The sequence below is a fragment of the Actinoalloteichus caeruleus genome, assembly GCF_049311605.1.
Taxonomy (GTDB): Bacteria; Actinomycetota; Actinomycetes; order Mycobacteriales; family Pseudonocardiaceae; genus Actinoalloteichus_B; species Actinoalloteichus_B caeruleus.
In genome coordinates, this window is record NZ_CP186005.1 from 5,149,676 (window position 1) to 5,174,455 (window position 24,780).

18 protein-coding genes are annotated in these 24,780 nt (G+C 72.0%); 10 read left to right on the top strand and 8 right to left on the bottom strand.

The window, feature by feature from the left end; genetic code table 11:
• Positions 1-494 precede the first annotated feature (494 nt).
• The 4 genes from ACOJVX_RS21055 to ACOJVX_RS21070 all read right to left on the bottom strand — a co-directional run bounded on the left by ACOJVX_RS21055 (position 495) and on the right by ACOJVX_RS21070 (position 4,748).
• The gene (locus ACOJVX_RS21055; RefSeq protein ID WP_026419034.1) at positions 495-1,586 is read right to left on the bottom strand and encodes a mandelate racemase/muconate lactonizing enzyme family protein; all 1,092 of its coding nucleotides are present in this window, start codon (positions 1,584-1,586) and stop codon (positions 495-497) included.
• Between the two features lie 53 nt (positions 1,587-1,639).
• On the bottom strand, positions 1,640-2,560 hold the full coding sequence (locus ACOJVX_RS21060) for a 5-dehydro-4-deoxyglucarate dehydratase (protein ID WP_026419035.1): 921 nt from the start codon (positions 2,558-2,560) through the stop codon (positions 1,640-1,642).
• Positions 2,561-2,620: 60 nt separating this feature from the next.
• The gene (locus ACOJVX_RS21065; protein ID WP_026419036.1) at positions 2,621-3,508 is read right to left on the bottom strand and encodes an NAD-dependent epimerase/dehydratase family protein; all 888 of its coding nucleotides are present in this window, start codon (positions 3,506-3,508) and stop codon (positions 2,621-2,623) included.
• Positions 3,509-3,587: 79 nt separating this feature from the next.
• Positions 3,588-4,748, bottom strand: a complete 1,161-nt coding sequence (locus tag ACOJVX_RS21070; protein ID WP_417853754.1) for a Gfo/Idh/MocA family protein — start codon at positions 4,746-4,748, stop codon at positions 3,588-3,590.
• 256 nt (positions 4,749-5,004) lie between these two features.
• Between ACOJVX_RS21070 and ACOJVX_RS21075 the strand changes: the two genes are divergently transcribed.
• Genes ACOJVX_RS21075 through ACOJVX_RS21095 form a run of 5 tightly spaced genes read left to right on the top strand, consistent with a single transcriptional unit; the run spans position 5,005 to position 10,038 of the window.
• Complete coding sequence (locus ACOJVX_RS21075) at positions 5,005-6,294, top strand: ABC transporter substrate-binding protein (protein ID WP_081715463.1); 1,290 nt, start codon at positions 5,005-5,007, stop codon at positions 6,292-6,294.
• Positions 6,295-6,353: 59 nt separating this feature from the next.
• Complete coding sequence (locus ACOJVX_RS21080) at positions 6,354-7,319, top strand: carbohydrate ABC transporter permease (protein ID WP_051313997.1); 966 nt, start codon at positions 6,354-6,356, stop codon at positions 7,317-7,319.
• Positions 7,319-8,212: a carbohydrate ABC transporter permease gene (locus tag ACOJVX_RS21085; protein WP_026419040.1), complete on the top strand. Its 894-nt coding sequence runs from the start codon at positions 7,319-7,321 to the stop codon at positions 8,210-8,212. The genes ACOJVX_RS21080 and ACOJVX_RS21085 overlap by 1 nt, the downstream gene beginning before the upstream one ends.
• A 12-nt stretch (positions 8,213-8,224) precedes the next feature.
• A complete protein-coding gene (locus ACOJVX_RS21090) occupies positions 8,225-8,818 on the top strand; it encodes a hypothetical protein (protein ID WP_155886146.1) in 594 nt (197 codons plus the stop codon).
• Entirely contained in the window at positions 8,815-10,038 is a 1,224-nt protein-coding gene (locus ACOJVX_RS21095; RefSeq protein WP_026419041.1) for a Gfo/Idh/MocA family protein, read from the top strand. The genes ACOJVX_RS21090 and ACOJVX_RS21095 overlap by 4 nt, the downstream gene beginning before the upstream one ends.
• A gap of 58 nt (positions 10,039-10,096) precedes the next feature.
• Here ACOJVX_RS21095 and ACOJVX_RS21100 read toward each other — a convergent pair whose 3' ends face one another.
• The 3 genes from ACOJVX_RS21100 to ACOJVX_RS21110 form a co-directional block, all read right to left on the bottom strand.
• Entirely contained in the window at positions 10,097-10,969 is an 873-nt protein-coding gene (locus tag ACOJVX_RS21100) for an MHYT domain-containing protein (protein ID WP_422647043.1), read from the bottom strand.
• A gap of 196 nt (positions 10,970-11,165) precedes the next feature.
• The gene (locus tag ACOJVX_RS21105) at positions 11,166-12,476 is read right to left on the bottom strand and encodes a pectate lyase family protein (protein ID WP_422647044.1); all 1,311 of its coding nucleotides are present in this window, start codon (positions 12,474-12,476) and stop codon (positions 11,166-11,168) included.
• 375 nt (positions 12,477-12,851) lie between these two features.
• Positions 12,852-13,607: a sugar phosphate isomerase/epimerase family protein gene (locus ACOJVX_RS21110; protein WP_103056142.1), complete on the bottom strand. Its 756-nt coding sequence runs from the start codon at positions 13,605-13,607 to the stop codon at positions 12,852-12,854.
• A gap of 311 nt (positions 13,608-13,918) precedes the next feature.
• Between ACOJVX_RS21110 and lspA the strand changes: the two genes are divergently transcribed.
• Positions 13,919-14,617, top strand: coding sequence for a signal peptidase II (lspA, locus tag ACOJVX_RS21115; protein WP_026419044.1), 699 nt, complete (start codon positions 13,919-13,921; stop codon positions 14,615-14,617).
• A gap of 59 nt (positions 14,618-14,676) precedes the next feature.
• On the opposite strand, the gene ACOJVX_RS21120 is transcribed toward lspA, so the two are convergent.
• The gene (locus ACOJVX_RS21120) at positions 14,677-16,716 is read right to left on the bottom strand and encodes a DUF2264 domain-containing protein (protein ID WP_422647045.1); all 2,040 of its coding nucleotides are present in this window, start codon (positions 16,714-16,716) and stop codon (positions 14,677-14,679) included.
• Positions 16,717-16,864: 148 nt separating this feature from the next.
• Between ACOJVX_RS21120 and ACOJVX_RS21125 the strand changes: the two genes are divergently transcribed.
• From ACOJVX_RS21125 to ACOJVX_RS21140, 4 genes are all read left to right on the top strand, one after another.
• Positions 16,865-18,172, top strand: a complete 1,308-nt coding sequence (locus ACOJVX_RS21125) for an ABC transporter substrate-binding protein (protein WP_422647046.1) — start codon at positions 16,865-16,867, stop codon at positions 18,170-18,172.
• Between the two features lie 99 nt (positions 18,173-18,271).
• Positions 18,272-20,986, top strand: a complete 2,715-nt coding sequence (locus tag ACOJVX_RS21130; protein WP_422647047.1) for a Tat pathway signal sequence domain protein — start codon at positions 18,272-18,274, stop codon at positions 20,984-20,986.
• Between the two features lie 296 nt (positions 20,987-21,282).
• Positions 21,283-21,531, top strand: a complete 249-nt coding sequence (locus tag ACOJVX_RS21135; RefSeq protein WP_026419048.1) for a hypothetical protein — start codon at positions 21,283-21,285, stop codon at positions 21,529-21,531.
• Positions 21,528-24,725, top strand: coding sequence for a helix-turn-helix transcriptional regulator (locus tag ACOJVX_RS21140; RefSeq protein ID WP_422647048.1), 3,198 nt, complete (start codon positions 21,528-21,530; stop codon positions 24,723-24,725). Before ACOJVX_RS21135 ends, ACOJVX_RS21140 begins: the two co-directional genes overlap by 4 nt.
• The last annotated feature ends 55 nt before the right edge of the window (positions 24,726-24,780 follow it).

Sequence of the window (24,780 nt, forward strand, 5' to 3'; positions counted from 1 at the left end):
ACGTCCCCCGGTACCCCGTGTCGGTCGGCCCCCGAGCTGATGGTCCACCTCCGGGGCCGCACCGAACCAGCGCGGATCGATAACGGTTGCGCCCCACCTGGTCGCCGCCCGGCCGACCGCCGTGCGGGGGCTCGCGGTCGTCCGCGGCGACCGGCCGCCGTGTTGGTGAACGGGCTCGGGACGCCGTTCCTTCTCCTGTCCATGCCGCTCAGCCAACCACCCGGAGATCACTACTCCAAGCAGTTGGTCGGACACCGTTAGTAGACGGAGGCGGCGGGCGAAGAGTGCGCGCGGCGATCCCCGACGGGTGCTGGCTGGTCAGCGGGACGCCGACGCGGATCGTGGCGGGCCGTGTGCCGGTCGGGCACCGACCACGGCGCTGCTACGCCCTCAGCGAACACCCCGGGTGCCGGTGCCGACGCGGCGACGGGGGCCACGTCCCACCGGAGGTCACGAGGCCGCGCGGTGCCGCCTGAGCGGGAACGGTCCCCCGCTCAGGCGCCCGACACCCGTTCCATCCGGTCGGTCGCGAAGACCAGGCCGTGCCCGGGGGCGGTGGCGGCCGTCACCGACGGCGCGCTGATCGTCACCCCACTCGGCTCCGCCAGGGCGCCGAGCGCCCCGAAGGACGCCCGGTCGATGTCCTCGACCATGGAGACGAGGGGCACGCAGAGCGCGAGCTGCGCCGACAGTTCCGGCAGCAGGTGGGGAGCCGTGGGAACACCGAAGACCCTGGCCAGCTCCGCGATCCGCAGGAAGGGGGTGATCCCGCCGACGCGCACGGCGTTGGGTTGGGCGAAGTCGACCGCGCCCGCGACGAGCGCGTCCCGGAACTGGTGGACCGTGCGCAGGTTCTCCCCCACCGCGATCCTGGCTCCCGTGTCGGCGCGCAGCCGGCCCAGGCCCGGCAGCTCGTCAGCCAGCAACGGCTCCTCGATCCAGTAGGGGTCGAAACGGGACAGCGCCCGGATCGCCCGCACCGCCGTCGGGTGGTCCCACCGCTGGTTGGCGTCCAGCATCAGCAGGCCACGCTCACCCAGGACGTCCCGGACGGCGGCGACCCGGTCGAGGTCCCGGTCCAGCTCGGGCGACCCGACCTTGATCTTCACCGCGTGGTGGCCGGCCTCGACGAACCGGCGGACCTGGGCGACGAGGTCGTCCCGACCGTAGTGGAGGTTCACCCCGCTGCCGTAGCAGGTCACGGTGTCCCTGCGCCGGCCAACCAGGTCCACCAGGGGCAGACCGGCGCGGCGGCCGACCAGGTCCCAGGCGGCGATGTCGACGGCGGCCAGGGCCATCGTGGTGATCCCTCCGGAACCGCCCTCGTGCAGGTGGTGCCAGAGCCGGTCCCACAGCACCTCCGGGCGGGCCAGGTCCGTGCCGACGAGGGCGTCGCGGATGTCGGTGCGCAGCAAGGCGTCGACGGCCGCCGGGCCGATCCTCGGTGTCCACGCGAAGCCCGTGCCGGTGGACCCGTCCTCGGTGGTCAGGGTCGTCACCACGAGGTACTGGTGGTCGACTCCCGGCCCCCAGGGCCGGTCGAGCGGAACCCGGTAGGTGCGGGTGCCCAGGTCGGTGACACGCATGGTGGGGTCTCCTCGGGAACGTGGTCGGTGGGACGGTCGGCTCGGGCCTCGGGTCAGGACCGGGCGGGCGAGGCCGCTCCGACGATCCCCAGTCCGGTGTCGATCAGCTCGGACAGGGTTCGCAGGTCCTCCTCGGTCGGGGGGACCAACGGCGGGCGGACCGGACCGACGTCGAGGCCCCGCAGCGTCTGACCGGCCTTCACCAGGGCGACCGCGTAGCCGGGCGTGGTGTCCCGCAGCGCGGCGAGCGGCTGGTAGAAGCCGGTCAGCAGTCGGGACACCAGGTCCTCATCCCCGCCCAGGGCGGCGTGGAAGGCCGCCGACACCTCGGGGACGAAGGCGAAGGCCGCCGAGGAGTACAGGTCGACGCCGATGCCCCGGTAGGCGCCCGCGGTCAACTCGGCGGTCGGGAGGCCGTTGAAGAAGAGGAAGTCCTCCCCCACCGCGTCCCGCACGGCCAGCACGATGGCGTGCAGCCGGTCGAGGTCGCCGACGCCGTCCTTGATGCCCACCACGTTCGGTATCCGCGCCACCTCGACCGCCGAGTCGACGGTGAGCACCGCGTTGCCCCGCTGGTAGAAGACGATGGGCAGCGGGCTGGACTCCGCGACGGTCCGGACGTAGTCGACCAGGCCGCGCTGGGGGGCGTTGACCAGGTAGGGCGGCAGGAGCAGGATCGCCTGGGCCCCGGCGTCGGCCGCGCCGCGCACCTGCTCCCGCGCGGTGGGCAGCGGGCCACCGGCTCCGGCGAACACCGGGATGTCCTCCGGGGTGACCGCCGCCGCCGTCGCCACCACGGTCGCCTGCTCGGCGACCGACAGGGCGTGCACCTCACCGGTGCCGCAGGCGGCGAACACCGCGCCCGGCCGGTGGGCGAGGCTGCGCCGCAGGTGTTCCGCCAGGACCTCCGTGTCCACCGCGCCCCGTGCGTCGAAGGGGGTGACCGGGAAGAACAGAACCCTGTCGAGCTTCACGACTCTCTCCTGTGCTCGCTCACGTTGTGCGGATCGGTGTTGCCGGCTTCCGGCCGGGACTCAGCGCAGCTCGGTGCGCCAGCTCCTGGCGGCGGTCCAGCCCAGCAGTCGGGCCGCCTTCGCCACGCGGAACGCCGGGGTGTCCCCCGTCAGCGGGGCGGCCACCTCCTCGGGCACGCTGGTGTGCGCGGGGAGCAGGTCGGCCAGCGGTTGCCTGGCGAGCGCGTCGCGGGCCCCCACGAAGAAGGTCTGGCCGGGGGGCAGGTCGTGCGCCCGTTCGAGCAGGACCGCGGTGAACTCCCCGGCGTCCCGGGCGTCGACGTAGTTGAACAGGGACACCGCGCCGAGTTCCGGGCGGTCCAGCCGGTCGTGGATGCGGTGTCCGGTCTGGGTGGGCGCGCCCTCCCACTCCTCCGGCGAGACGACGAAGCAGGGCCGGAAGCAGTGGAAGGCGGCGCGCTCCGGCCACCGGCGGGCGAAGGAACGGGTGATCTCCTCCGCGACGACCTTGGACAGGGCGTAGGAGTTCCACGGGCGCACCGGGGTGTCCTCGTCCAGCGGGAGCCGGTCGGGCTGCCACCCGGCCGGGTTGCCGTAGCCGAGGACCGTCGGGCTGCTGGCGGTCAGCACCGTGCGCACCCCCAGGTCGGTGGCGGCCTGGCACACGTTGAACGCCAGCTGGGTGTTGGTGCGGAAGGTGTCGGGGTCGGTGGCGACGAACGGCACCGGGATGGCCGCCAGGTGCACCACGGCGTCCGGCCGGTACCGACCGAGGGTGGCGTAGCACTCCCCCGTGTCGGTCAGGTCCGCCGTGAACGTCTCCACTCCCACCGGTTGGTCGGGAGCGCGGACCAGGTCGACGCACACCGGCTCGTGGCCCGCGTCCGCCATCGCCCGCACCACGCTGCGGCCCAGCCGGCCACTGCCGCCCGTCACCAGAACCCGCATCCTCGCGCACCTCTCCGTTCGCTGTTGCCCAGGTGTGGTGCCGCCGTTCCGCCGGCGGCCGGCGTCGTCCGACCGACCGTCAGATCCTGATCTCGGTGATCGGCACCCGGCGGCCCTCGGCGGAGGACAGCAGGCCCGCCTCGGCGAGCTGCACACCCCGGGCCCCCGAGAGGAAGTCGTGCGGGAAGGGGGCGTCCTCGACGACGTGCCGGATGAACTGCTCCCACTGCACCTTGAAGCCGTTGTCCAGCTCGGCGTTGTCCGGCACGGTCTGCCACTGCTCCCGGAAGGGCTCGGGCACGGCGATGTCGGGGTTCCACACCGGCTTGGGCGTGATCGCCCGGTGCTGGACGCGGCACTCCCGGAGTCCGGCGACGGCGCTGCCCTCGGTGCCGTCGACCTGGAACTCCACCAGCTCGTCCCGGTTGACCCGCACGCACCAGGAGGAGTTGATCTGGGCGATGACCCCGCCGGCGAGTTCGAAGATGCCGTAGGCGGCGTCGTCCGCGGTGGCCTCGTACGCCTTGCCCTGCTCGTCCCAGCGGCGGTCGACGTGGGTGACGGCCTTCGCGGTGACCGCCTCGACGGAGCCGAACAGCGCCTCCAGCACGTAGTGCCAGTGCGGGAACATGTCGACGATGATCCCGCCGCCGTCCTCGGCGCGGTAGTTCCAGCTCGGCCGCTGGGCGGGCTGCCAGTCACCCTCGTACACCCAGTACCCGAACTCGCCCCGGACCGACAGGATGCGACCGAAGAAGCCGCCGTCGATCAGCCGCTTGAGCTTGAGCAGGCCCGGCAGGAACAGCTTGTCCTGCACGACCCCCGTCTTCACCCCGGCGTCCCTGGCCACCCTGGCCAGCTCGACCGCGCCCTCCAGGGAGGTGGCGGTGGGCTTCTCCGCGTAGATGTGCTTGCCGGCCTTGACCGCCCGCAGCACCGCGGACTCGCGGGCGCTGGTGACCTGGGAGTCGAAGTAGATCGACACCGACTCGTCGGCGAGCACCTCGTCGAGGTCGGTCGTCCACCGGTCCAGGGAGTGCCGGTCCGCGAGTTCGCGCAGCTTCCGCTCGTTGCGGCCGACGAGGACCGGCTCGGGGAGGACGCGGGTCCCGTCGGACAGCTGGACCCCGCCCTCCTCCCGGATGGCCAGGATCGACCGCAGCAGGTGCTGGCGGTAGCCCATGCGGCCGGTGACCCCGTTCATCGCGATTGTCAGCACGTGACTGTCCATGAGTTCCATACCTCTCACACAGGGAAAGCGCTTTCCACCGTAACCGTAGTGCCGCCTCGCCGCCAAGGCCCTCCGTTCATCCCCGACCGACGCCCCCTTGACCAGAGCCCGCCGTTCGAGTGTCCTGTTCCGGTCATGTGATTGACACCACGAACAACGCTCCCTAGTTTTCGGTAAACGTTTTCCACTGCGCCGTGGGGCTCGGTGGAAACGCCGCTACGTCCCAGGAGGCCAGGCTGGCCTCTACGTCCCAGGAGGCCAGGAGATGGGTGTGCAAGGAAGCTCCCCATGGCGCAGAGGGCTCACGGTGTTATCGGCGCTCACGGTCCTCGGCGCTGTCGGAGCCTGCGGCGGCACGAACGACGGCGGCGACGGCGACGTCACGATCCGCTTCACGTGGTGGGGCAGTGACGACAGGGCACGGCTCACCGAGGAGGCGGTGGCGCTCTTCGAGGAGCGCAACCCCGGAATCGACGTCGTGACCTCATACTCCGCCTTCGACGGCTACTTCGAGAAACTCGCGACGGAGACCGCGGGCGGCAACCCGCCCGACGTGATCCAGATGGATTACGCGTACCTGCGGGAGTACGCGGACCGCGGGGTGCTGGCGGACCTCAACGAGTTCGGCGAGGACCAGCTCGGCACCGAGGAGATCACCCCCCTGCTCGCCACGTCCGGCGAGATCGACGGCGCGCTCTACGCGCTGCCGATGGGGCAGAACACGCACACCTTCGCCTACGACGTCGAACGCTGGACCGAGACCGGCGTCGACCTCCCCGAACCGGGCTGGACCTGGGAGGACTGGTTCGACGCCTCCCTCGAACTCGCCGATGCCACCGACGGCGAGAGCGTCGGGCTCACCGACTTCGGCTGGTCCTGGGAGACCTTCCAGGTGTGGTTGCGGCAGCAGGACAAGGACCTCTACACCGAGGACGCCGAGCTCGCCTTCGAGCGCGCCGACGTCGTGGAGTACATGGAGCTGCTCGACCGCTTCCGCTCCGAGGGAGCCTCCACCGAGGGTTCGGTGACCGCGCAGATCGACGGAGCCGTGGAGAACTCCCCGGTCTCGCGTGGCCTGGCGTTCGCCGACTTCAGCTGGGACAGCACCGTTCCCAGCTTCTTCTCCGTGCTCGGAAGGCCGGTCGCGCTCGCCCCCATGCCGAGGATCGGCGAGCGGGTCGGCCAGTTCGCCAAACCCGCGATGCTCGTGAGCGTCGCCGAGGGCAGCGAGCACAAGGAGGCCGCCGCCGCGCTCGTCGACTTCCTCCTCAACGACGAGGACGCCGGCAAGATCCAGGGCACGACCCGGGGCATGCCGGTGAACGAGTCGGTCCGCGAGGCGGTCGGCGCCGAGTTGGAGGGTGCCGACGAGGTCGTCTACGAGTACGAGGAGCTGCTCGCCGACGAGCTGGAGGAGACCCCGCCACCGCCCCCGCCCGGCAACAGCACGCTGAAGCGGGAGTGGGAACGGCTGAACCAGGTGGTCGCGTTCGGACAGATCAGCATTGACGAAGCCGCGGACCAGTTCCTCAACCGAGCACAACAGGAGCTCTGACGCGAGTCAGTTGGCGGGGGTGCCCGGTGAGCCGGGCACCCCCTGGGATAGGTGAACACATGGTCGCTCAACAAGTCGAAGCAGTGACGTCGCCCCCGCCGCAGGAGAGCAAGCGGGACCAGGCACGTCGCAAGAGGAACGCGAAAGGGCAGACGGGCGTCGCCTACCTGTTCCTCACGCCCTGGATGATCGGGGCGCTGCTGCTCACCGTGGGGCCGATGGTGGCCTCGCTGTACCTCTCCTTCACGAACTACAACCTGTTCACCGCCCCGGAATGGGTCGGCCTGGACAACTACGTCCGGTTGTTCACCGAGGACGACAGGTTCCTCAGCTCGGTGTCGGTGACCCTGCGCTACGTCCTGCTGTCGGCGCCGCTGAAGCTGGCCGCGGCCCTCGCCGTCGCCATGCTGCTCAACCGCCCGCGCAAGGGCCAGGGCTTCTACCGATCCGCCTTCTACGCGCCCTCCCTGCTGGGTGCCAGCGTCGCGATCGCCCTCGTCTGGCGGGCGCTGTTCACCGACAGCGGGACGGTCGACACCCTGCTCCAGAAGGTGGGCATCAACACCGGCGGCTGGATCAACCAGCCCCAGTACGCGACCATCGTGATCGTCATCCTGGCCGTGTGGCAGTTCGGCGCGCCCATGGTCATCTTCCTCGCGGGCCTCAAGCAGATCCCGCAGGACCTCTACGACGCGGCCGCCGTGGACGGCGCGAGCAAGTGGAAGACCTTCACCTCGGTGACGCTCCCCATGCTCACGCCGGTGGTGTTCTTCAACCTGGTCATGGAGATCATCAACTCGTTCCAGGCCTTCACCGGGGCGTTCGTCGTCAGCAACGGGCAGGGTGGCCCGGCCGACTCCACCCTCTTCTACACCCTGTACCTGTACCAGCGTGGCTTCTCCGACTTCCAGATGGGATACGCCTCGGCCATGGCGTGGCTCCTGCTGCTGGTGATCGCTCTGGTGACCGGCCTGCTCTTCTGGAGCTCCGGCCGGTGGGTGTTCTACAGCGGAGAGGACAAGTGATGAGCACCGCGACCGTGACACCTCCGAAGCAGGCCGCGACGCCAACCCCGAAGGCGAGGACCGGTCGTTGGCGGCCCGTCGTCTGGCACGTCATCGTCACCGCGATCGTGCTGCTCCTGCTCTACCCGATCATCTGGCTGGTGGCGGCGTCGTTCAAACCGGCCGACGAGGTCGTGACGAGCCTGAGCATCCTGCCGAACAACCCCACCCTGGAGAACTACACGGCGGCCTTCGACGGGATCGCCGGCGTCAGCTTCTGGTCCTACCTGGGGAACTCGCTGTTCGTCGCCATCGGCTCGGTGGCCGGCAACGTCGTGTCCTGCGTGCTGGCCGCCTACGCCTTCGCGCGGCTGCGGTTCCGGATGCGCGGCCTGATGTTCGCGTTCATGATCGGCACCATCATGCTGCCGTACCACGTGGTGCTGATCCCGCAGTACATCATCTTCCAGCAGATGGGGATGGTGGACAGCTTCTGGCCGCTGATCCTGCCCAAGTTCCTCGCCACCGAGGCGTTCTTCGTCTTCCTCATCATCCAGTTCATGCGGGGCCTGCCCAGGGAACTGGACGAGGCGGCGCGGATCGACGGCTGCGGACCGATCCGGATCTTCTTCCACATCATCCTGCCGCTGGTGCGACCCGCCCTGATCACCACGGCGATCTTCACCTTCATCTGGACCTGGAACGACTTCTTCAGCCAGCTCATCTACCTGAGCACGCCGAGCAACTACACGCTCCCGCTCGCGCTTCGGCTGTTCATCGACCAGACCAGCGTCTCCGCCTACGGACCGATGTTCGCCATGTCGGTGCTCACCCTGATCCCGATCGGGCTGTTCTTCCTGGCGTTCCAGCGGTTCCTGGTGCAGGGTGTGTCCACCACCGGACTCAAGGGCTGAGAGGTGATGGCGGTGTCCTCCAAGACCCGGGCGCCCGAGAACCGGACGACCGTGGTGGGAGAGCGGTTCGCGTTGTTCGCGGACTGCCTCTACCTCGGCCTGCTGGTGCTGGTCTCCTCACTCCCGCTGGTCACCGCGTACGCGGCGATCACCGCGGGGAGCGGGCTGCTGCGCCAACGGGTCCGCGAGGACACCTCCTTCACCATCGGCGGCTACTTCGCCCGGCTGCTGGCGGTCATCCGCCACCAGTGGCTGGTCCTGGTCGCCCCCCTCGGGTTGGCCCTGCTGCTCGGCGTCAACGCCGTCGCGGTGGCCTCCGGCGCCCCGGGCGCCGACGTGGTGGAACCGGTGTTGTGGCTGATCGGCGCGGCCCTGCTCGTCGTCGGGCTGCGGGCCGCGGTGCTGTGGACGCCGGACACCGGCTGGCGGGAGACCGTGGAGGCCGCCGGTACCGCGACCGTCCGCGACCCGGTGGGCAGCCTGCTGCTGCTCGGCGCGGCCTTCGCGTGCTACGTGATCGCCGGGCAGACGCTCATGCTCGTCCCGCTGGTGTGCGGGTTGTTGGTCTTCGCCGCCGTGGCGGTGACCGGAAGGGAACACGGGTGACCACCCCGACTCGCGTACTCCAGGTGGGCGCGCACGGCTACGGCCGGGTCCACCTCGACAACATCGCCGCGCTCGGCGAGAGCGGCCTGGTCCGGCTGGTGGGGCTGTGCGACCCGGTGCCGCCGGCCCCCGAGACCCTCGCGGCCTTCGACGGGGTCCCGGTGTCACCGGAGCTGGACGCGCTGCTCGCCGAACAGCGCCCCGACGTCACGATCGTGGCCACCCCGATCCACACCCACCTGCCGCTCGCCGTCACGGCGCTGCGCGCCGGCTCCCACGTCCTGCTGGAGAAACCGCCCACGCCGACCCTGGCGGACTTCGAGACGCTCCTCGCGGTCTCCGAGGAGACCGACCGGCGGTGCCAGATCGGCTTCCAGAGCCTGGGTTCGGCGGCGTTGGCCGAGGCGGTCGACCTGGTCGGCTCCGGGACGATCGGTGGGTTGCTCGGCATCGGCGCGGCCGGCACCTGGATCCGGGACACCGCCTACTACCAGCGGGCGCCCTGGGCGGGCCGGATGGTGCTCGACGGACGTCCGGTCACCGACGGCGCCCTCACCAACGCCTTCGCCCACGCCGTGGCCTCCGCGCTCCGCCTCGGCGGAGCCGAGCGGGCCGGCGACGTGCGCCGGGTGGAACTGGAGCGCTTCCACGCCCACCCCATCGAGGGTGACGACACCGCGTGCGTCCGGCTGACCAGGTCGGACGGCCTGCCGATCGTCGTCGCGGTCACCGTGTGCGCGGAGCGCACCCGCGACCCGTACCTGATCCTGCACGGCGAGTCCGGGCGCATCACCGTCTGGTACACCCGGGACCAGCTGCTGGTCGAGACGGGGAGCGCCTTCCCCGGCGCCCGGCCCGTCACCGACGACGCCCAGTCCCGCGCGCGGGTGCTGTCCCGCACCAACCTGCTGGCCAACCTCGTCGACCACCTCGCCGACCCGTCGGTCCCGCTGCTCTCCCCCTCGGCCGGCAGCCACACCTTCATGCGGGCGATGGAGGAGATCCGGCTCGACGGGCCGGCCAGGGCGATCGACCCCCGGTACTACCGCGAGGAGGGCACCGGCCAGCGGTGGCGCCCGATCATCGACGGGGTGGACACGGTCGTCGCCAGGTCGGCCGCCGAGCTGCGGCTCTTCTCCGAGCTCGGTGCTCCCTGGGCGGCCGGTTCCCCCCGGGACACCACGCTGCCCACCCGGCAGGGGGTCTCCTCACCGAGCTAGGCGCCGTGCTCCGGAAGGCGACCGGGAGCGGGGCCCGCCGGTCAGGGGCGCGTGCGGCTCACCGGTCGTCCTCCGTCGCCCGTTCCCCGTCCCGGCTCGGCCCGGACGAACCCCGGCCGGACCCCAGCACCTCCGCCCACGGGTCCGCACCGGACCGCTCGGCCAGCCGGGCGAGCACCCGCCGCTCCTCCTGCTCCTCGCGGGCGTTCGGAGCGGTGACGACGAGGATCAACGCCACCACCGTGACGACGCTCAGCGCGAGCAGCAGCGGCTCACCGAGGTCGGACGAGAGGTTGCCGGGCAGTGGCCCGGTCGCCTCGGTGAGCTCCGCGCTGGTGCCCGCGATCACCAGGTAGTGCATCCCGCAGACCGCTGCGGCCTGGCAGATCGCGGCGATCGTGACGAAGACCCGGCCCTGTTGCGCCACCGAGGTCCACAGCGCGATGACGGACCCGGACAGCGCGACCACCACCGCCGCGCCGAGCACGGCGCGATCGAAGGTGAGGTCCGCGTGCAGGCGCAACGCCGCCATCGAGCCGTAGTGCATCGCGGCGACGCCCAGACCCACGACCGTGCCCGCCAGGACGGCGCGGACACCGAGCAGCGCCCGCCCGCCCCCAGCCAGGATGGCCAGGCCGAACCCGCTCGCGGCGACCGCCACTCCGACGCTGAGCAACGTCAGCGGCCCGTCGTGCCGAATGGGTGTTCCGACGACCGCGAAACCCAGCATCGCCACGAAGTGGGCGGCCCAGGCCCCGGTGCCGCCCAACGCGAACGCTCCCAACACCACCCATCTGGCCCGGGAGAACGCGGTCGGCCCGCGCCGCGCCCGTTTCAGCGACAACACTCCCAGCAGACAACCGACGAAACACATACCGACGGCGAGCAGCGGGAAAAGGGGGCCTTCGGAGAACGGGTCAATCTCAGCCACGGAAGAACCTTCCTTCACGCTTCGACACCTGCGCGCCCGAAAGAAGGATTACCGGACAACCAACCCCGCGACACGGGAACGGGGAAAATTCCGGTCGTTCCGGGGAGGAAACAACACTGCTGGCGGTACGTCCCGGTGATCCCGACGACGTCCGGCCTCGCGGACGCCGCCGGGAGGGACGTGACCGGTGGGGGCGTCAGCCGACCCGGCCGGCACCGGCGCGGGCCGGGACCAGTCCGGGAACGGCCGAGGCCGGGTGGATCCGTTCGTGCCAACGCGGGACCCAGCCCACGTCGGCGGACAGTTCCGAGCCGTGCGCGAGGTTGTGCTCGGCACGGAGGTCGACGCGGCGGCGTCCGTCCTGGTCCTCCACCACGTCGCCACGCGTGCGAATGGCGGTGCCGCCCCAGTCGTAGACGACGTCGCCGGCGGTGAAGCGCTCACCCAACCGGAAGTAGTTGTTGTCCGTCACCACCTTCGACTCCACCCCGACACCGACGTGGTACCCGAGGCCGTCGATCGACTCGTAGTAGTTGTTGTAGACGTGCACCTGCCCGAACCGGACCCGGGGCGAACGCTCCAGCGTCTCGGAGAAGACGTTGTGGTGCAGGGTGATCCGGAGCTTCCCCCGATCCTCGAAGCGGCTGTTCGAGTTGCCGATCAGCATGGTCTTGTCGTGGTCCCGGAAGACGTTCCAGGACACCGTCACCAGGTCGGTCTCCCGCACCATGTCGAGCAGGCCGTCATGCCACTGGTAGGGGCGGCCGAAGTACCACGGCTGCGAACTGTCGGGGTACCGACCGTCGTGGAAGGTGTTGTGGTCGACCCAGACGTGGGTGGCGCCGTGCAGCTCGACGGCGTCGTACTCCGAGTTCCACTCCCCCGCCTCGTTGTCGGTGGGGTCCCAGGCCGGGAAGCAGTCGACCGGCGCCTCGAAGGTGATGTTGCGGATGATGACGTTGTCCGCGTCCCGCACCGAGAGGTTGAGCCCCCGGATCTCGGCGTCCGCGCCCAGGCCGACGATGGTGGTGTTCGAACCGACCCGGACCTGGATGTGGTCCCGCTGGTTGCGCATCGACCGGTCGCGGGCGTCCTCCAGCGGACCGTGCGGCTCCTCCTCGTAGCCCCAGTGCTCCGGGTCGTAGGCGGCGAGGTAGTCATCGAGGGAGTAGTCGGGGTCGGCGAAGTCCGCGCAGCTCAGCGGCGTTCCGTCGTCCGCCTCGTGCCCCTCGATGGCCCCGTCCACGTAGATGATCTTCGGGGTGGGGCTGCCGCCGTCGAGCGCGGCGACCAGCTCGGCGCGGTTGCCCACGTGGAACACCGCGTCGTCCTCGGCCGCGGCACCACCGGTGGTTCCCCCCTCGGCGGCCGCCCAGCCGTCGCGCTCACCGAGCACCTGCCGACCGAGGTCGGGTGCCCCGGTGGTCGTGGTGTCGGCGACCGCGACGGGGGCGGCCAACGCGGCCGTGGCGATGACCGCTCCCGTCAGAACAATGGATCTTCGCACCCTGCGCTCCTTTGCGACCTCGGCTGCGGACCGTCTCCAGCCGCGCCGAACGAACATCCGGCACGGTTTCGGGACTCCTGCGGAGAACGCGAGTGCCCCGGGTCCTGACAGTCGAAAATAGTGCGGGAATCCGGGAAGTCAACGGTTTCCGGCAAGGTTGGGAAAACGCTTACTCGAAGCGCCGGAACCACCCCACGAGAGCCCTTCCCCTTCCGCCGAACAGCGGTACCGCAGCACCGCGAACACCCTTTCCACGGCCCGAACCCCGCCAGCCGGCGCGGGGAATTCCGGCGGTGGACCTCGAACGCCGCACCGGGCCGGGGCCGGCCTCCCCCGCCCGCATCGACCCGGCCCCCTCCGGCGGCCCGGCACCGCTCAGCGCAGCCACTCCAGGAGGGTCGCGGCGTCCCGGGCGAAGGCCGCCGGCGAGTCGTCCCGCACGAACTCCAGCAGCACGTGCCGCCGGGGTCCACCCGCCAACCGCTCGAGCACGGGAACCCAGTGGTCGGCCCGCTCGGCGAGCGGCAGCCGGTCGTGGAAGCCCCCCGGGCCCCAGGAGAACACGTGCGCGCCGTCGATCCGGTCCGACAGCGCCTCGATCTCCCGCACCGAGACCGCCGGGTCCGGCTCCGCGCCCGGCTGCCAGTAGGAGCGGACCTCAGCCGGGTCGAGCTCGTCGAACAGCCGTCGCGCTGACCCCGGGTCGTCGGTCAGGGTCCCCGGGTGGTACTCCACCACCACCCGGATCCCCCGGGCGGCCGCCACCTCACCGCACCGCCGGAGGTCGTCGACCACGGCCGCGCGCCGCTCCGAGTCCACCTCGGCCGAGCCCGCCACCCCGGCCCACACCCGGATCGCGGGAGCCCCCAGTTCCTCGGCCGTCGCCACGACCCGGGCGAACTCGCCCGGGTCGGTGTCACCAGCGCGGTAGTAGGAGCCGTACGCCTCGACCTCCAGCCCGGCGTCCGCGCACCGCACCCTGGCGTCGACCGCCCGGTCGAAGGCGCCGACGGGGACGTGGACGTCACCACCCCAGTGCACCGCCGACAAGCCGTTCGCCGCCGCGAGATCCACGATCTCGGGCACGCCGAGCGACCGGAAGGTGACCGACACCAGACCTGGTACGAGCACGAGCGACTCCCTGAATCCGGCCCCGCCCCGCCGGAGGCGGGAACGACGGGACGACGACCAACCGTCCGGAGCACCCTAACGAGCCACCCGCCCGACGCCGGGCGTTCCGGCCCGGCCGGAACGGGCCCCTCGGCCGGCGACCACCCGTCCGACGGACACCACTCGACGTCGGACGCGGGTCGCCCCGGTGCGGCGGGTGCGCTTCACCCCACCGGCACCAGAGGGCATGTCCCATATATTCGACGCTGTCCGGCTTCCCCGCCGGCGGGGGCGCCAGCCCCGAACCGACCTTCGAAGGGAGCGGCGCCCCGATGAGCGCAGCCGACGCGACGGACACCGCCGAGGGCACCGTCGGCACCGACCCAGCACCCGCCGTGACCGGACCGGCCGTGCGCACCGGCGCCCTCCTCGTCGCGGTCACCGTCGTCCTGGGCATCGCCCTCGACCAGCTCACCAAGTGGTGGGCCCTCGAGGCCCTCGGCGACGGCACGGTCATCCCGCTGCTGCCGACCACCAGCTTCCGGTTGGTCTTCAACCCCGGGGTGGCCTTCGGCATGGGCAGCGAGATCGGCCCCGCGCTGACGGTCGTGCTGATCGGAGTGGTGCTGTTCCTCATCGGCTGGCTGGTCATGCACGTCCGCAGGCGGGAGGGCCTGGCGAACCAGCTGCTGCTGGCCGTCGTGGTCGCCGGTGCCTGCGGAAACCTCGCCGACCGGCTGTTCCGCGCCGAGGACGGCCCGCTCACCGGTCACGTCGTCGACTTCATCGCCGTGGACTGGTTCGCGGTCTTCAACGTCGCGGACATCTTCACCACCTGCGGTGTGCTGGCCTTCGCGGTCCTCGTCTTCTGGCAGGAGGGCCGTCGGCCGGCCGACGGCGAAGCCGAGGGGGATGGCACGAGCGGAACCGGGACCGCCGCCAGGGGTGACGCGGACGGCACCCCGCCTCCCGCCACCCCCGCTCCCGGCGCGGAGCGGTCCGCCCTGGGGGGCTCGGCGAGCACGGACTGACCCCCTCGGCCCGCACGGTCACCACGACCGTGCGGGACGTGCCGGCGCGGCGGGGGTGATCAGGGCAGTGGGACCGTGTGCGCCTGCCCGTCCGGCCACTCCACGGCGACCTGCCCGCCCCGCTCGACGAGCGCGACCCGGGGAGGACGCCCGCCGTCGCCGGGCTCCCCGCGTCCGGCCCCTGGCACGGGCTCGGCGTCCCCCACCAGACCGACCACCACCCAGTACCACCGCCCCGGCCGCACCGAGGACGTGGTGGCGGCGGGCACCGCGTGCCGGGAGCCGAGCGCGGAACGGCCCTGCCCGGTGATCGTGCCCACGGCCCAGTCGGCGTCGGCGGGGCCCGGTCCGGCCAGCAGGCTGCGGAGACCTCCCGCGCTCGCCTCCACCCCCCCGGCCGTCCGCCGTTCGGTCGGCGCGGAGTCCCCGGCCACCGGCCACCCGGTGATCCGCAACCGGAGTGCCCCGCCGGACGGCGCACCGCCCTCGGGGCGATCCGTGCCCGGCGCGTCGACCCGGACCAACCGCACCTCCCACGGGCCGCGCACCACCGACCCGACCGTCAACCAGGGACCCGGGACCAGGTCACCGTCCTCCCCGCCCTCGACCGACGACCAGTGGGCCCGGTGGCGGGAGAACGCCGACAGGGCACCCCCGGCACGGACTCCCAGCGACTGGACGGGAGGCCGGTGGGAGGGCCGCCCCTCGGCGTCGAGCAGCACGACGGCCGAGTCCACCGGCTCGGCGACCAGCCCACGCCCCGGGCGCAGTCCAGTGTCGGGGTCCTGCACGGTCGCGGTCGCCGTGGAGAACCCGTAGGCGGTGTAGACGGGGCGGTCGACAGCGGGTTCGTCGGTCGCCGCGCGGTCCGTGCCGTGGTTGACCACCCGGACGATCCCGTCCGCGCTGGTCCCGGAGACCAGCCAGCCGGGGGCCGGCAGCGCACGGGCCACGTCCCCCCGCTCGATGGCCATCGGTTCCTCGACGGCGGTCCACACCGGGTGGTCCCCGGGCAACAGCAGCCCGGCCATCCCCTTGCTCGCCCAGTAGGGCGAACCGGGGCCCGAATACCACTGGGCCAGCGGCGGGAACGGGCCGTGCCACCCCGTCGTGAGCAGGTCGTCGGTGTCGAGCGCCCCCCGGTCGAGGAAGTACCGGACCGTGCCGCTCGCCCACCTCCGCAGCTGGCCGGCGGGCAACGGGGAGCAGTCGAACAAGGCCGCCGTCCACACCGGGGCGAGCGTCGCCCAGCGGTAGGTCAACGACCGGCCCTGGAAGAGCGGCGCCCCGTCCCCGCCCACCAGGGTGGCGTAGTCGCCGAGGAAGGACCGGAGCCGGTCCTGGTAGCGCGCCCGCAGCTCGGCCACCCCCGGCTCGGTGCCTCCCGACATCCGGCAGTACCAGAGCGGGTAGAAGTGGAAGGCCCAGGCGCAGTAGTGGTCGAAGGAACGGCGTCCGCCGTCGGTGTACCAGCCACCGCCCCGATGCCACGAATCGGTCATGGCGCAGTTGCGCTCGATGTCCTCCCGCGACCACGGACCGCCGACGGAGCGGAGGAAGGCCTCCACGATCGTCTGGAACCAGACCCAGTTGCTGTCGACCGGGGGCTCTCCCACGAACGGGGCGAACCAGGCCACCACCTGGTCCCGGACCCGCTGGTCGAGGCGGTCCCACAACCAGGGCCGGGTCTCGTGCAACGCGATCGCCACCGACGCGGCCTCCACCCTCGCCTGCCGCAGCTCGGTCAGCCGGGGCCACCGCTCGGGGTGGTCGGGATCGGTGCCGTTGGCCAGCCCACGGGCGTACCAGCCCAGCAGGTCGTGGGGGTCGTTCCCGCCCGCCCCGGCGACCCGGAAGGCCGCGGACAGGAACGTCCGCGCGAAGCCCTCCAACCCGTCGCTCCACTCCCCGGAGCGGGACGCCGTCCCGGGTAACCGGACGAGCGCGGACGAGGCCGAGGCGTGCGGCCGCACCGCGAGCAGCAGCCGATCAGCCAGGTCCTCCCAATGCGCGCGTGTCCACCCCGTGTAGGGCGAGAGCGCGCGGTCCTCCCCGGTCAGCGACACGTCGACAGCCCCTTCCGTTTCGGTTCGGGCCACGGTAGCGACGAAACGCCGCACCCCACCCCCACCGGCGCTGACCGCATCCGGTCAAGGTCGATGACGTGATTGACGGAAAACGTTTCCATACTAGTTTTCCAGGCACGGGTCCGGCGACGCGGCCGCGCCCGAACCGAGGAGAACCGCGATGCGCGCTGACGTACCCCTGCGGGGTGGAAGCCGAACCACGACGACCACGGCCCTGCTCGCGAGCCTGGCGGTCACCGGAACCCTGGGCCTCGCCGCCTGCGGGTCGACCGCCGACGACTCCGGCACGGCGACCATCCACTTCACCTGGTACGGCAACGACGACCGGGCGAACGCCACCATGGAGGCGGTCGAGCTCTTCGAGAGCCGACACGAGGGCATCACCGTGGAGACCTCCTTCTCCGGGTTCGACTCCTACTTCGAGAAGATGTCGACCCAGATCGCCGGTGGCAGCGCACCGGACGTCCTGCAGATGGACGCCGGCTACCTGCGCGAGTACGCGGAACGCGGCGCCCTCGCCGACCTCGACGACTTCACCGGTGACGTCCTCGACATCGACGACGTCGACCCGGCCGGCCTCCGGTCCGGGGAGACCGGGGACGGGCGCTTCGCCGTCCCGCTGGGCCGCAGCACCCAGACCGTCGCCTACAACTCGCGGGTGTGGGCCGAGGCCGGACTCAAACCACCCGAGATGGGCTGGACGTGGGACGACCTGCGGGCGGCCGCCCGCACCATCAGCGAACACACCGACGGGGAGGTCCACGGGCTGACCGATCCCGGCTGGGCGATCGACTGGTTCCAGTTCTGGCTCCTCCAGGACGGCAAGATCCTTTACACCGACGACGGTGAAATCGGTTTCACCGAGGAGGACCTCGTCAACTACTGGACCTACACGCAGGAGATGCGGGACGAGGGCGCGGCGACCCCCGTGGAGATCACCACCCAGATCAGCGGGAACCTCGACACGTCCCCGCTGGCGTCCGGCACCGCCGGCGCCGAACTGAGCTACCTCGGGAGCTCGGCCGGGTTCTTCCCGATCCTCGGCGAGGAGATGGCCTTGGCGCCGTGGCCGAGCCGCAACGGCGAGTACGGGGCGTACGCCTCCACCTCGATCCAGATCAGCGTCAGCGCCGGCACCGAGCACCCGCGCGAGTCCGCGATGCTGGTGGACTTCCTCATGAACGACGTCGAAGCCGGCCGCATCCTGGGCACCACCCGGGGGACCCCGCCGAACGCCGAGGTGCGCGCGGCCGTCGCGGAGGACCTGTCCGGCGTTGAGGAGCTGCTCTTCGAGTTCGAGGAGAGCGTGTCCGACGCCCTCGGGGAGGCCCCGCCCCCACCCCCGCGGGGCTCCGGTTCGTTGAAGCGCAACTTCAGCCGGATCTACGACTCGGTCAACTTCGGCAACCTCACCGTCGAGGAGGGCGCCGCCCAGCTGATGACCGAAGCCCGCCAGCTGATCACCTGACCGACCCCGGCTGGCCACTGCCCCGGCGGGCCGAGGACCAGCACATCCCACCCGGTCCCACCCTCCCCCCAGCCCCCAACGACGAGGAGCTGATCACCGATGACCGGTTTCGCCAGACGCACCTTCATGCAGGGCACCGCGGCGGTCGGAGCCGCCACCCAACTGCCGTGGCTGCTCGCCCCCCAGGCCACCGCCGCAGACGGTGAGGACGTCCCCGCCGCCAGACCCGCCCCCATCCGGTGGTTGGAGTCCACCCCCACCGAGAACGTGGGCAGCACCTGGGGGGTGTCCTGGCCGAAGGGAACGCTGCCCGCCGACCAGTCCTTCTCCCTCCGCACCGCCGGCGGCGACCGAGTCCCGGTGCAGACCTGGCCGATCGGCTACTGGCCGGACGGGTCGCTGAAGTGGTCGGCCTGCGCGATCGGCGCCGCCGCCCCCGCCGCCGAGGAGTACGTCCTCGAACCAGGGGCCGGCCTGGCACCCCGCACGAAGGTGCGGGTCACCGAACGCGCCGACCACGTCATGGTCGACACCGGGGTCCTGCGCTGCCGGATCAACCGCTCCGGCACCACCCTCATCGCCTCCATGAGCCGAGGGGGACGGGAGATCGCGCGGGGCGGGGAACTGGTCTGCCAGTGGCAGGACGGCGTCGAGGACTCCGAGGACGGCAGCACCCGCCGGGCCAGGTTCGTCAGCCACATCGACAGCGTCGAGGTGGAACAGGACGGCCCGATCCGGGCGGTCGTGCGGATCACCGGCACCCACCGCGGCCAGCGAGGCCGCGAGTGGCTGCCCTTCACCGTCCGGCTCTACCTCTACGCCGGCGCCGAACACGTCCGGATGATGCACACCTTCGTGTTCGACTCCGACGGCTCCTCCGACTTCATCCGGGCCCTGGGCATCCGGTTCCGCGTGGTGATGCGCGACCAACCGCACGACCGGCACGTCCGCCTCGTCGGCGACGGGCACGGCCTGCTCTCCGAGGCGGTGCGAGGACTGACCGGGCTGCGCCGGGACCCCGGCCAGGAGGTGCGGGACGCGCAGGTGGCCGGACGGGCCACCCCGCCCGTCGACACCTTCCCCGACAACGTGCGGACCCGACTGCACCTGATCCCGACCTGGGGGGACTTCACCCTCGCCCAGCTCACCTCCGAGGGCTTCCAGATCCGCAAACGCACCAGCCCAGGGCACACCTGGATCACCGTCGACTCCGGTCACCGGGCCGCCGGCTTCGGGTACGTCGGCGGGGTCAGCGGCGGACTCGGCTTCGGCATGCGCGACTTCTGGCAGAAGTGCCCCACCCAGCTGGACGTCCGAGGGGCCGCCGGGGACGAGGCCGAGGTGACCGTCTGGCTGTGGTCCCCCGACGCCCCGCCGATGGACGTGCGGTTCTACCACGACGGCCTCGGCATGGACGACTACCCCGAGCAACGCGAGGGCCTGGAGATCACCTACGAGGACTACGAGCCGGGTTTCGGCACCGCCGAGGGCATCGCCAGGACGAGCGAACTGATGTTCTGGGCGTTGGACGCGACCCCCGAGGCGGACCGCCTGGTGGCGATGGCCGACACCGTCCGCACGCCCCCGCAGCTGGTGACCACGCCCGAACACCACCACCGGGCCGGGGTGTTCGGCGACTGGGCCCCCGTCGACCGGTCCACCCCGGAACGCGCCGAGATCGAGGACCGGCTCGACTTCCTCTTCGAGTTCCACCGCGACCAGGTCGACCAACACCACTGGTACGGGTTCTGGGACTACGGCGACGTCATGCACACCTACGACGGGGACCGGCACACCTGGCGGTACGACATCGGCGGGTACGCGTGGGACAACTCCGAACTCTCGCCTGACCTGTGGCTCTGGTACTCCTTCCTGCGCAGCGGCCGGGCCGACGTCTTCCGAATGGCCGAGGCGATGACCCGGCACACCGGGGAGACCGACGTCTACCACTCCGGCCCCTACGCCGGGCTCGGCACGCGCCACAACGTGCAGCACTGGGGGTGCAGCGCCAAGCAGGTGCGGATCAGCACGGTCGCCTACCGGCGCTTCTACTACTTCCTCACCGCCGACGAACGCGTTGGCGACCTCATGCGCGAGCTCGTCGACGCCGACCGGACCTTCCTGACCCTCGACCCGATCCGCAAGATCCGCGAGGGCGAGTACGCCCCGGACCCGAACGCCCTCGCCATCGGCCTGGGCACCGACTGGGGGGCGCTGTCCGCCGCCTGGCTGGCCGAGTGGGAACGGGGCGGCGACGACACCTACCGGGACAAGCTGCTGACCAGCATGCGCACCATCGGGGAGCTCTCCAGGGGCTTCTTCACCGACGACGTCCGCTACGACATGGACACCGGGACGTACAGCTCGGACTCCGACGTGGCCAGGGCCTCCCACCTCAGCGCCGTGCACGGCCTCACCGAGATCTGCTCCGAACTGGTGAGGCTCGTGCCGGAGGAGACCGGGTTCGCCGAGGCATGGTTGGGGTACTGCCGGCTGTACAACGCCTCGCGAGAGGAGCAGGAGGCCGAACTGGGACGACACCTGGGGAACCTCAACCTCCGGCAGGCGCACTGCCGGCTCACCGCCTACGCGGCGAACCGGCTCGGGGACGAGGACCTGGCCCAGCGCGCCAAGGAGGAGTTCTACCGGGGCGAGGCCGGCTACCCCCGGGACCTGACCTGGGAACGACGCCGCGTGGAAGGCCCGTCCGCGCTGAACCCGGTGGACGAGACCGACTTCGTATCCACCAATGCCAGCGCCCAGTACGGCCTGGCCGCCATCCAGACGCTGGCCCTGGTACCCGACCGGTTCTGACGTCCACCGAACCCGCCCGACGGCGTCCCCGGAGCCTCCCGGGGACGCCGCGGACCACGCTGCCCCGCCCGCACCCACCCGTGCCCGCCGATCCACGGCCACCCGCCGCCCCTCGCCGCCGCCCCTCCTGGCGGGGTTCGGCGACCGGGGCACCACGAGCCGCCCGACGTCCGCCCCGCCCGGGGACGGGTAAGGACGGGTAAGGACCTCCCGGTCCGCCGATCGTGGGCGGTTGCCCGATGTGCGGGCCCCCTCCTTACCCCCACTCTCGACGGTGGAGAGAGGGAGGTCATCACATGTGGGAGTCGATCGACACGCGGTGGCAGGAGGTCCGGGAGGTCCAGCGGGACCGCCGCGCCGAGGGGGCCTGGTACCGGACGAGGCTGCGGCCCAGCCGCCGACGCGCCCCCGAGTCCCCCGTCAGGGCGGACCGCCACGTCAGGGCGGCCGGCGACGAGGCCGGGACGACGGAGCGGCCCGGAGAGCCGACCACCGGTGAGGCACGCGCGCCCCGCCGCGCCCAGCCCGTCGCGGAGCTGGTGTGATCCCGGCCGACGGCGGCACCGGGGGCGACGGCGCACTGCTGGTCCGACGGGCGGCGATGACCCTCCTCGCCAGGAAGGGGGCCGCGCGGACGCATCCGGCCGGTGTCCAGTGGCTCGGGCCGGCAGCGGATCGGGCGGAGAACGCGGGCGATGCCACCGCCTGGCCACCGCTGCGGCCCGTGGGATCATTCGACGTGTCTTTCGGACCGGTGACCCCGTTGGTCGCGCGCGTCGACGAGTTCGCCACGCTCCGCTCCGCCTGGCGCTCCGCCCAGCTGGGGAGGGCTGGCGCGGTCCTCCTCGGCGGGGAGGCGGGGGTCGGCAAGTCCCGGCTGCTCGCCGAGCTGACCGCGCTGGCCAACGCTGACGACGCGGTGGTCCTGGGCGGGCGCTGCCTCGACCTCGACAGGGCCGGGCTGCCCTACCTGCCCTTCGCCGAGGCACTGGGCCGCGTGGTGTCCGCGACCGGCGAACTCCCCGCGATCGCCAGCCGCCGCGCCGAACTCGGCAGGTTGCTGCCCGGCCTGGAGATCCCCCACGACACCGGCTCCGGTGACGGGCCACCGGAACGCCTCCGGCTCTTCGACGCCGTCCACGGCCTGCTGGCCGACCTCGCGAGCGACCGCCCCGTGCTGCTCGCCCTGGAGGACCTGCACTGGGCCGACGCCTCCACCCGGGACCTCGTGCGGTTCCTCGTCTCCCGACTCGGACACCAACGCCTCCTGGTGGTGGCCACCTACCGCTCCGACGACCTCCACCGGCAACACCCGCTACGGCCGGTGATCGGCGAGCTGTCCCGGCTGCCCTCCGTCCTCCGGATGTCACTGCGCCCGTTCACGCCCGCCGAGACGCTCGACTTCGTGCGCGTCCTGACCGGCGACCAGCTGCCCGACTCGGTGACCAGGGGAATCGCGAGCAGGTCGGAGGGCAACGCGTTCTTCTGCGAGGAACTGGCGGAGGCGTGCCGGGAACGCGGCTCTCTCGACAACGGGCTCCCCGCCGTCCTGAGCGACCTGCTGCTCGCCCGGGTCGAACGGCTCAGCGGCGACGCGCAACGCGCCGTCCGCGCCGCCGCGTGCGCCGAAGGCGTCACCACCTCCCACGCCGCCCTGGTGGCGGCGTCGGGGCTCGAGGACACCGTCGCCGAGGACGCGCTGTACGAGGCGGTGCGACAACACGTGCTGGTCGCGACCACCGACGGCTCCTACACCTTCCGCCACGCGCTCGTGCGCGAGGCCGTCTACAACGACCTGCTCCCCGGTGAGCGGGTCAGGCTCCACCAGGGTTTCGCCAGGGTCGCCGACGACCAGGGCACGACCACGGCCCTCGCCTACCACGCGCGGCAGAGCAACGACCTGCCCGTGGCGCTCGCCGCATCGGTGACCGCCGCCCGTGAGGTGCGGCGGATGGGAGCCCCCGGGGAGTCGCTGCACCACCTGGAACAGGCCCTCCAGCTCTGGGACCGGGTGGCGGAACCGGAACGGGTCAGCGGAGTCGACCACCTCGCCCTGCTCCGGGAAACCTCCACCACGGCCGAGAGCGCCGGCGAACTCGAACGAGCGGCCGCGCACGCCCGCGCCGCCGTCCGGGTCGCCGACTCCGCCGCCACCCCGGAGGCCCGCGCCGCGGCCCGGGCCGAGCTGGCGGCCCGGCTCATCCCCCTGGAGGTGCACGCCGCCGAGATCAGCACCGTGCTCGCCGACGCGTGGGACCTGGTAGCTCCCCGGGCGGCGAGCCAGGAACGGGCCGCGGTCCTCGCCCTGATGGCCCGGAGCTGGGTGTGGCTGCGGGAGGACGACATCGACCTCCCCGCGCTCCGACGGCACGCCGAGGACGCCATCGTCGACGCGGAGTCGGTGGGCGCCGAACAGGTGGCGATCGACGCCATGGTCACCCTCGCCGTCTTCGCCTCCATGGAACGGCAGGTCTCCCGGTCCCTGGCACTGGGCCTGCGAGCCGCGGAACGGGCCACCGCCATCGGCGCCCACCAGGTCGAACTCCGGGCCAGGAAGAACTACGCCATCCACCTCAGCTGGCTGGGGCACTACTCGGAGGGGCGGCACGCCCTGAAGACGATCACCCAGCGGAGCGAGGAGATCGGGGTGCTCTGGGGCGGGATCGCCCTCGACTGCTACCAGGACCTCATCCTGATCTCGACGTGGACCGGCCACTGGGAGGAGGCCCTGGCGATCGCCGACCTCAGCGACCGCACGCCCCCCGCCCTGTTCCAGCAACGACTCGACGCCGTCACCCTGCCGATCCTTTCCGGCCTCGGGCGCCACGACGAGTTCGACCGGCTGGCCGCCCGGCTCGACCGGGACAGCAGGGAATCGGTCACCCGTTTCCTCGTCCAGTACGGCAGGGCGGTGCACCTCCACTCCCTCGGCCGGCACCGCGAGGCGCTCCACCACGTGCGGCACGCCCTGGCCTGGATCTTCCGGATCGAACGGATGCACGCCAGCAACGCCGTCGGCTGCCTGCGGCTCGGGCTGTCCTGCTGCGCGGAACTCACCCAGGTGGCCCGCCGATCCGGGGACACCGACACCCTCGCCGAGATGCGGGGGCTGGCCGACGGGTTCATCGCCCAGGTCCGGGAGATCCGCGACGAACGCCCCGACCGGCCATGGGGCTCACCGGAGTCCGCCGCGCGGAGCACCCAGGCCGAGGGGAGATGGGCCGAAGCCGAGTACGGCCGGCTCCTGGGGCGGAACGACCCGGCGACCTGGCGGAGCGCACTCGCGCTCTCCGAGGGACTGCGGGCCTGGCAGGCGCACATCCGGTTCGGCCTCGCCCAGGCCCTGACCGCGCGGGGCGACCGGCCCGGCGGCGACCGGGAGGCCGCCGCCGCGCTGGCCCTCGCCGACGAGATCGGCGCGGCCCCGCTCCGCACCCGGATCGAACGCTTCCGTGCCGGCTCCCGGCTGTCGGAACCCGGGGAGGGGGCCCACGACGCGGCACCTGACCACCACCCCACGCCCCCGGGGACACCCGACCCCCTCACCCCCCGGGAACGTTCGGCCCTCGAACTGGCCGCGGCCGGGCTGACCAACCGCCAGATCGGCGAGGACCTGCACATCAGCCCCAAGACCGTGAGCGTGCACCTGTCGAGGGTCATGGCCAAGCTGGGGGCGACCAGTCGCACCGAGGCTGTCGCCCGCGCCTACGAACAAGGGCTGCTGACCGTCGAGAACTGACCCGTGGCGGTGCCGGGACGCACCGCCGGCCCCCGGCCACCAACCCGTTCACGCA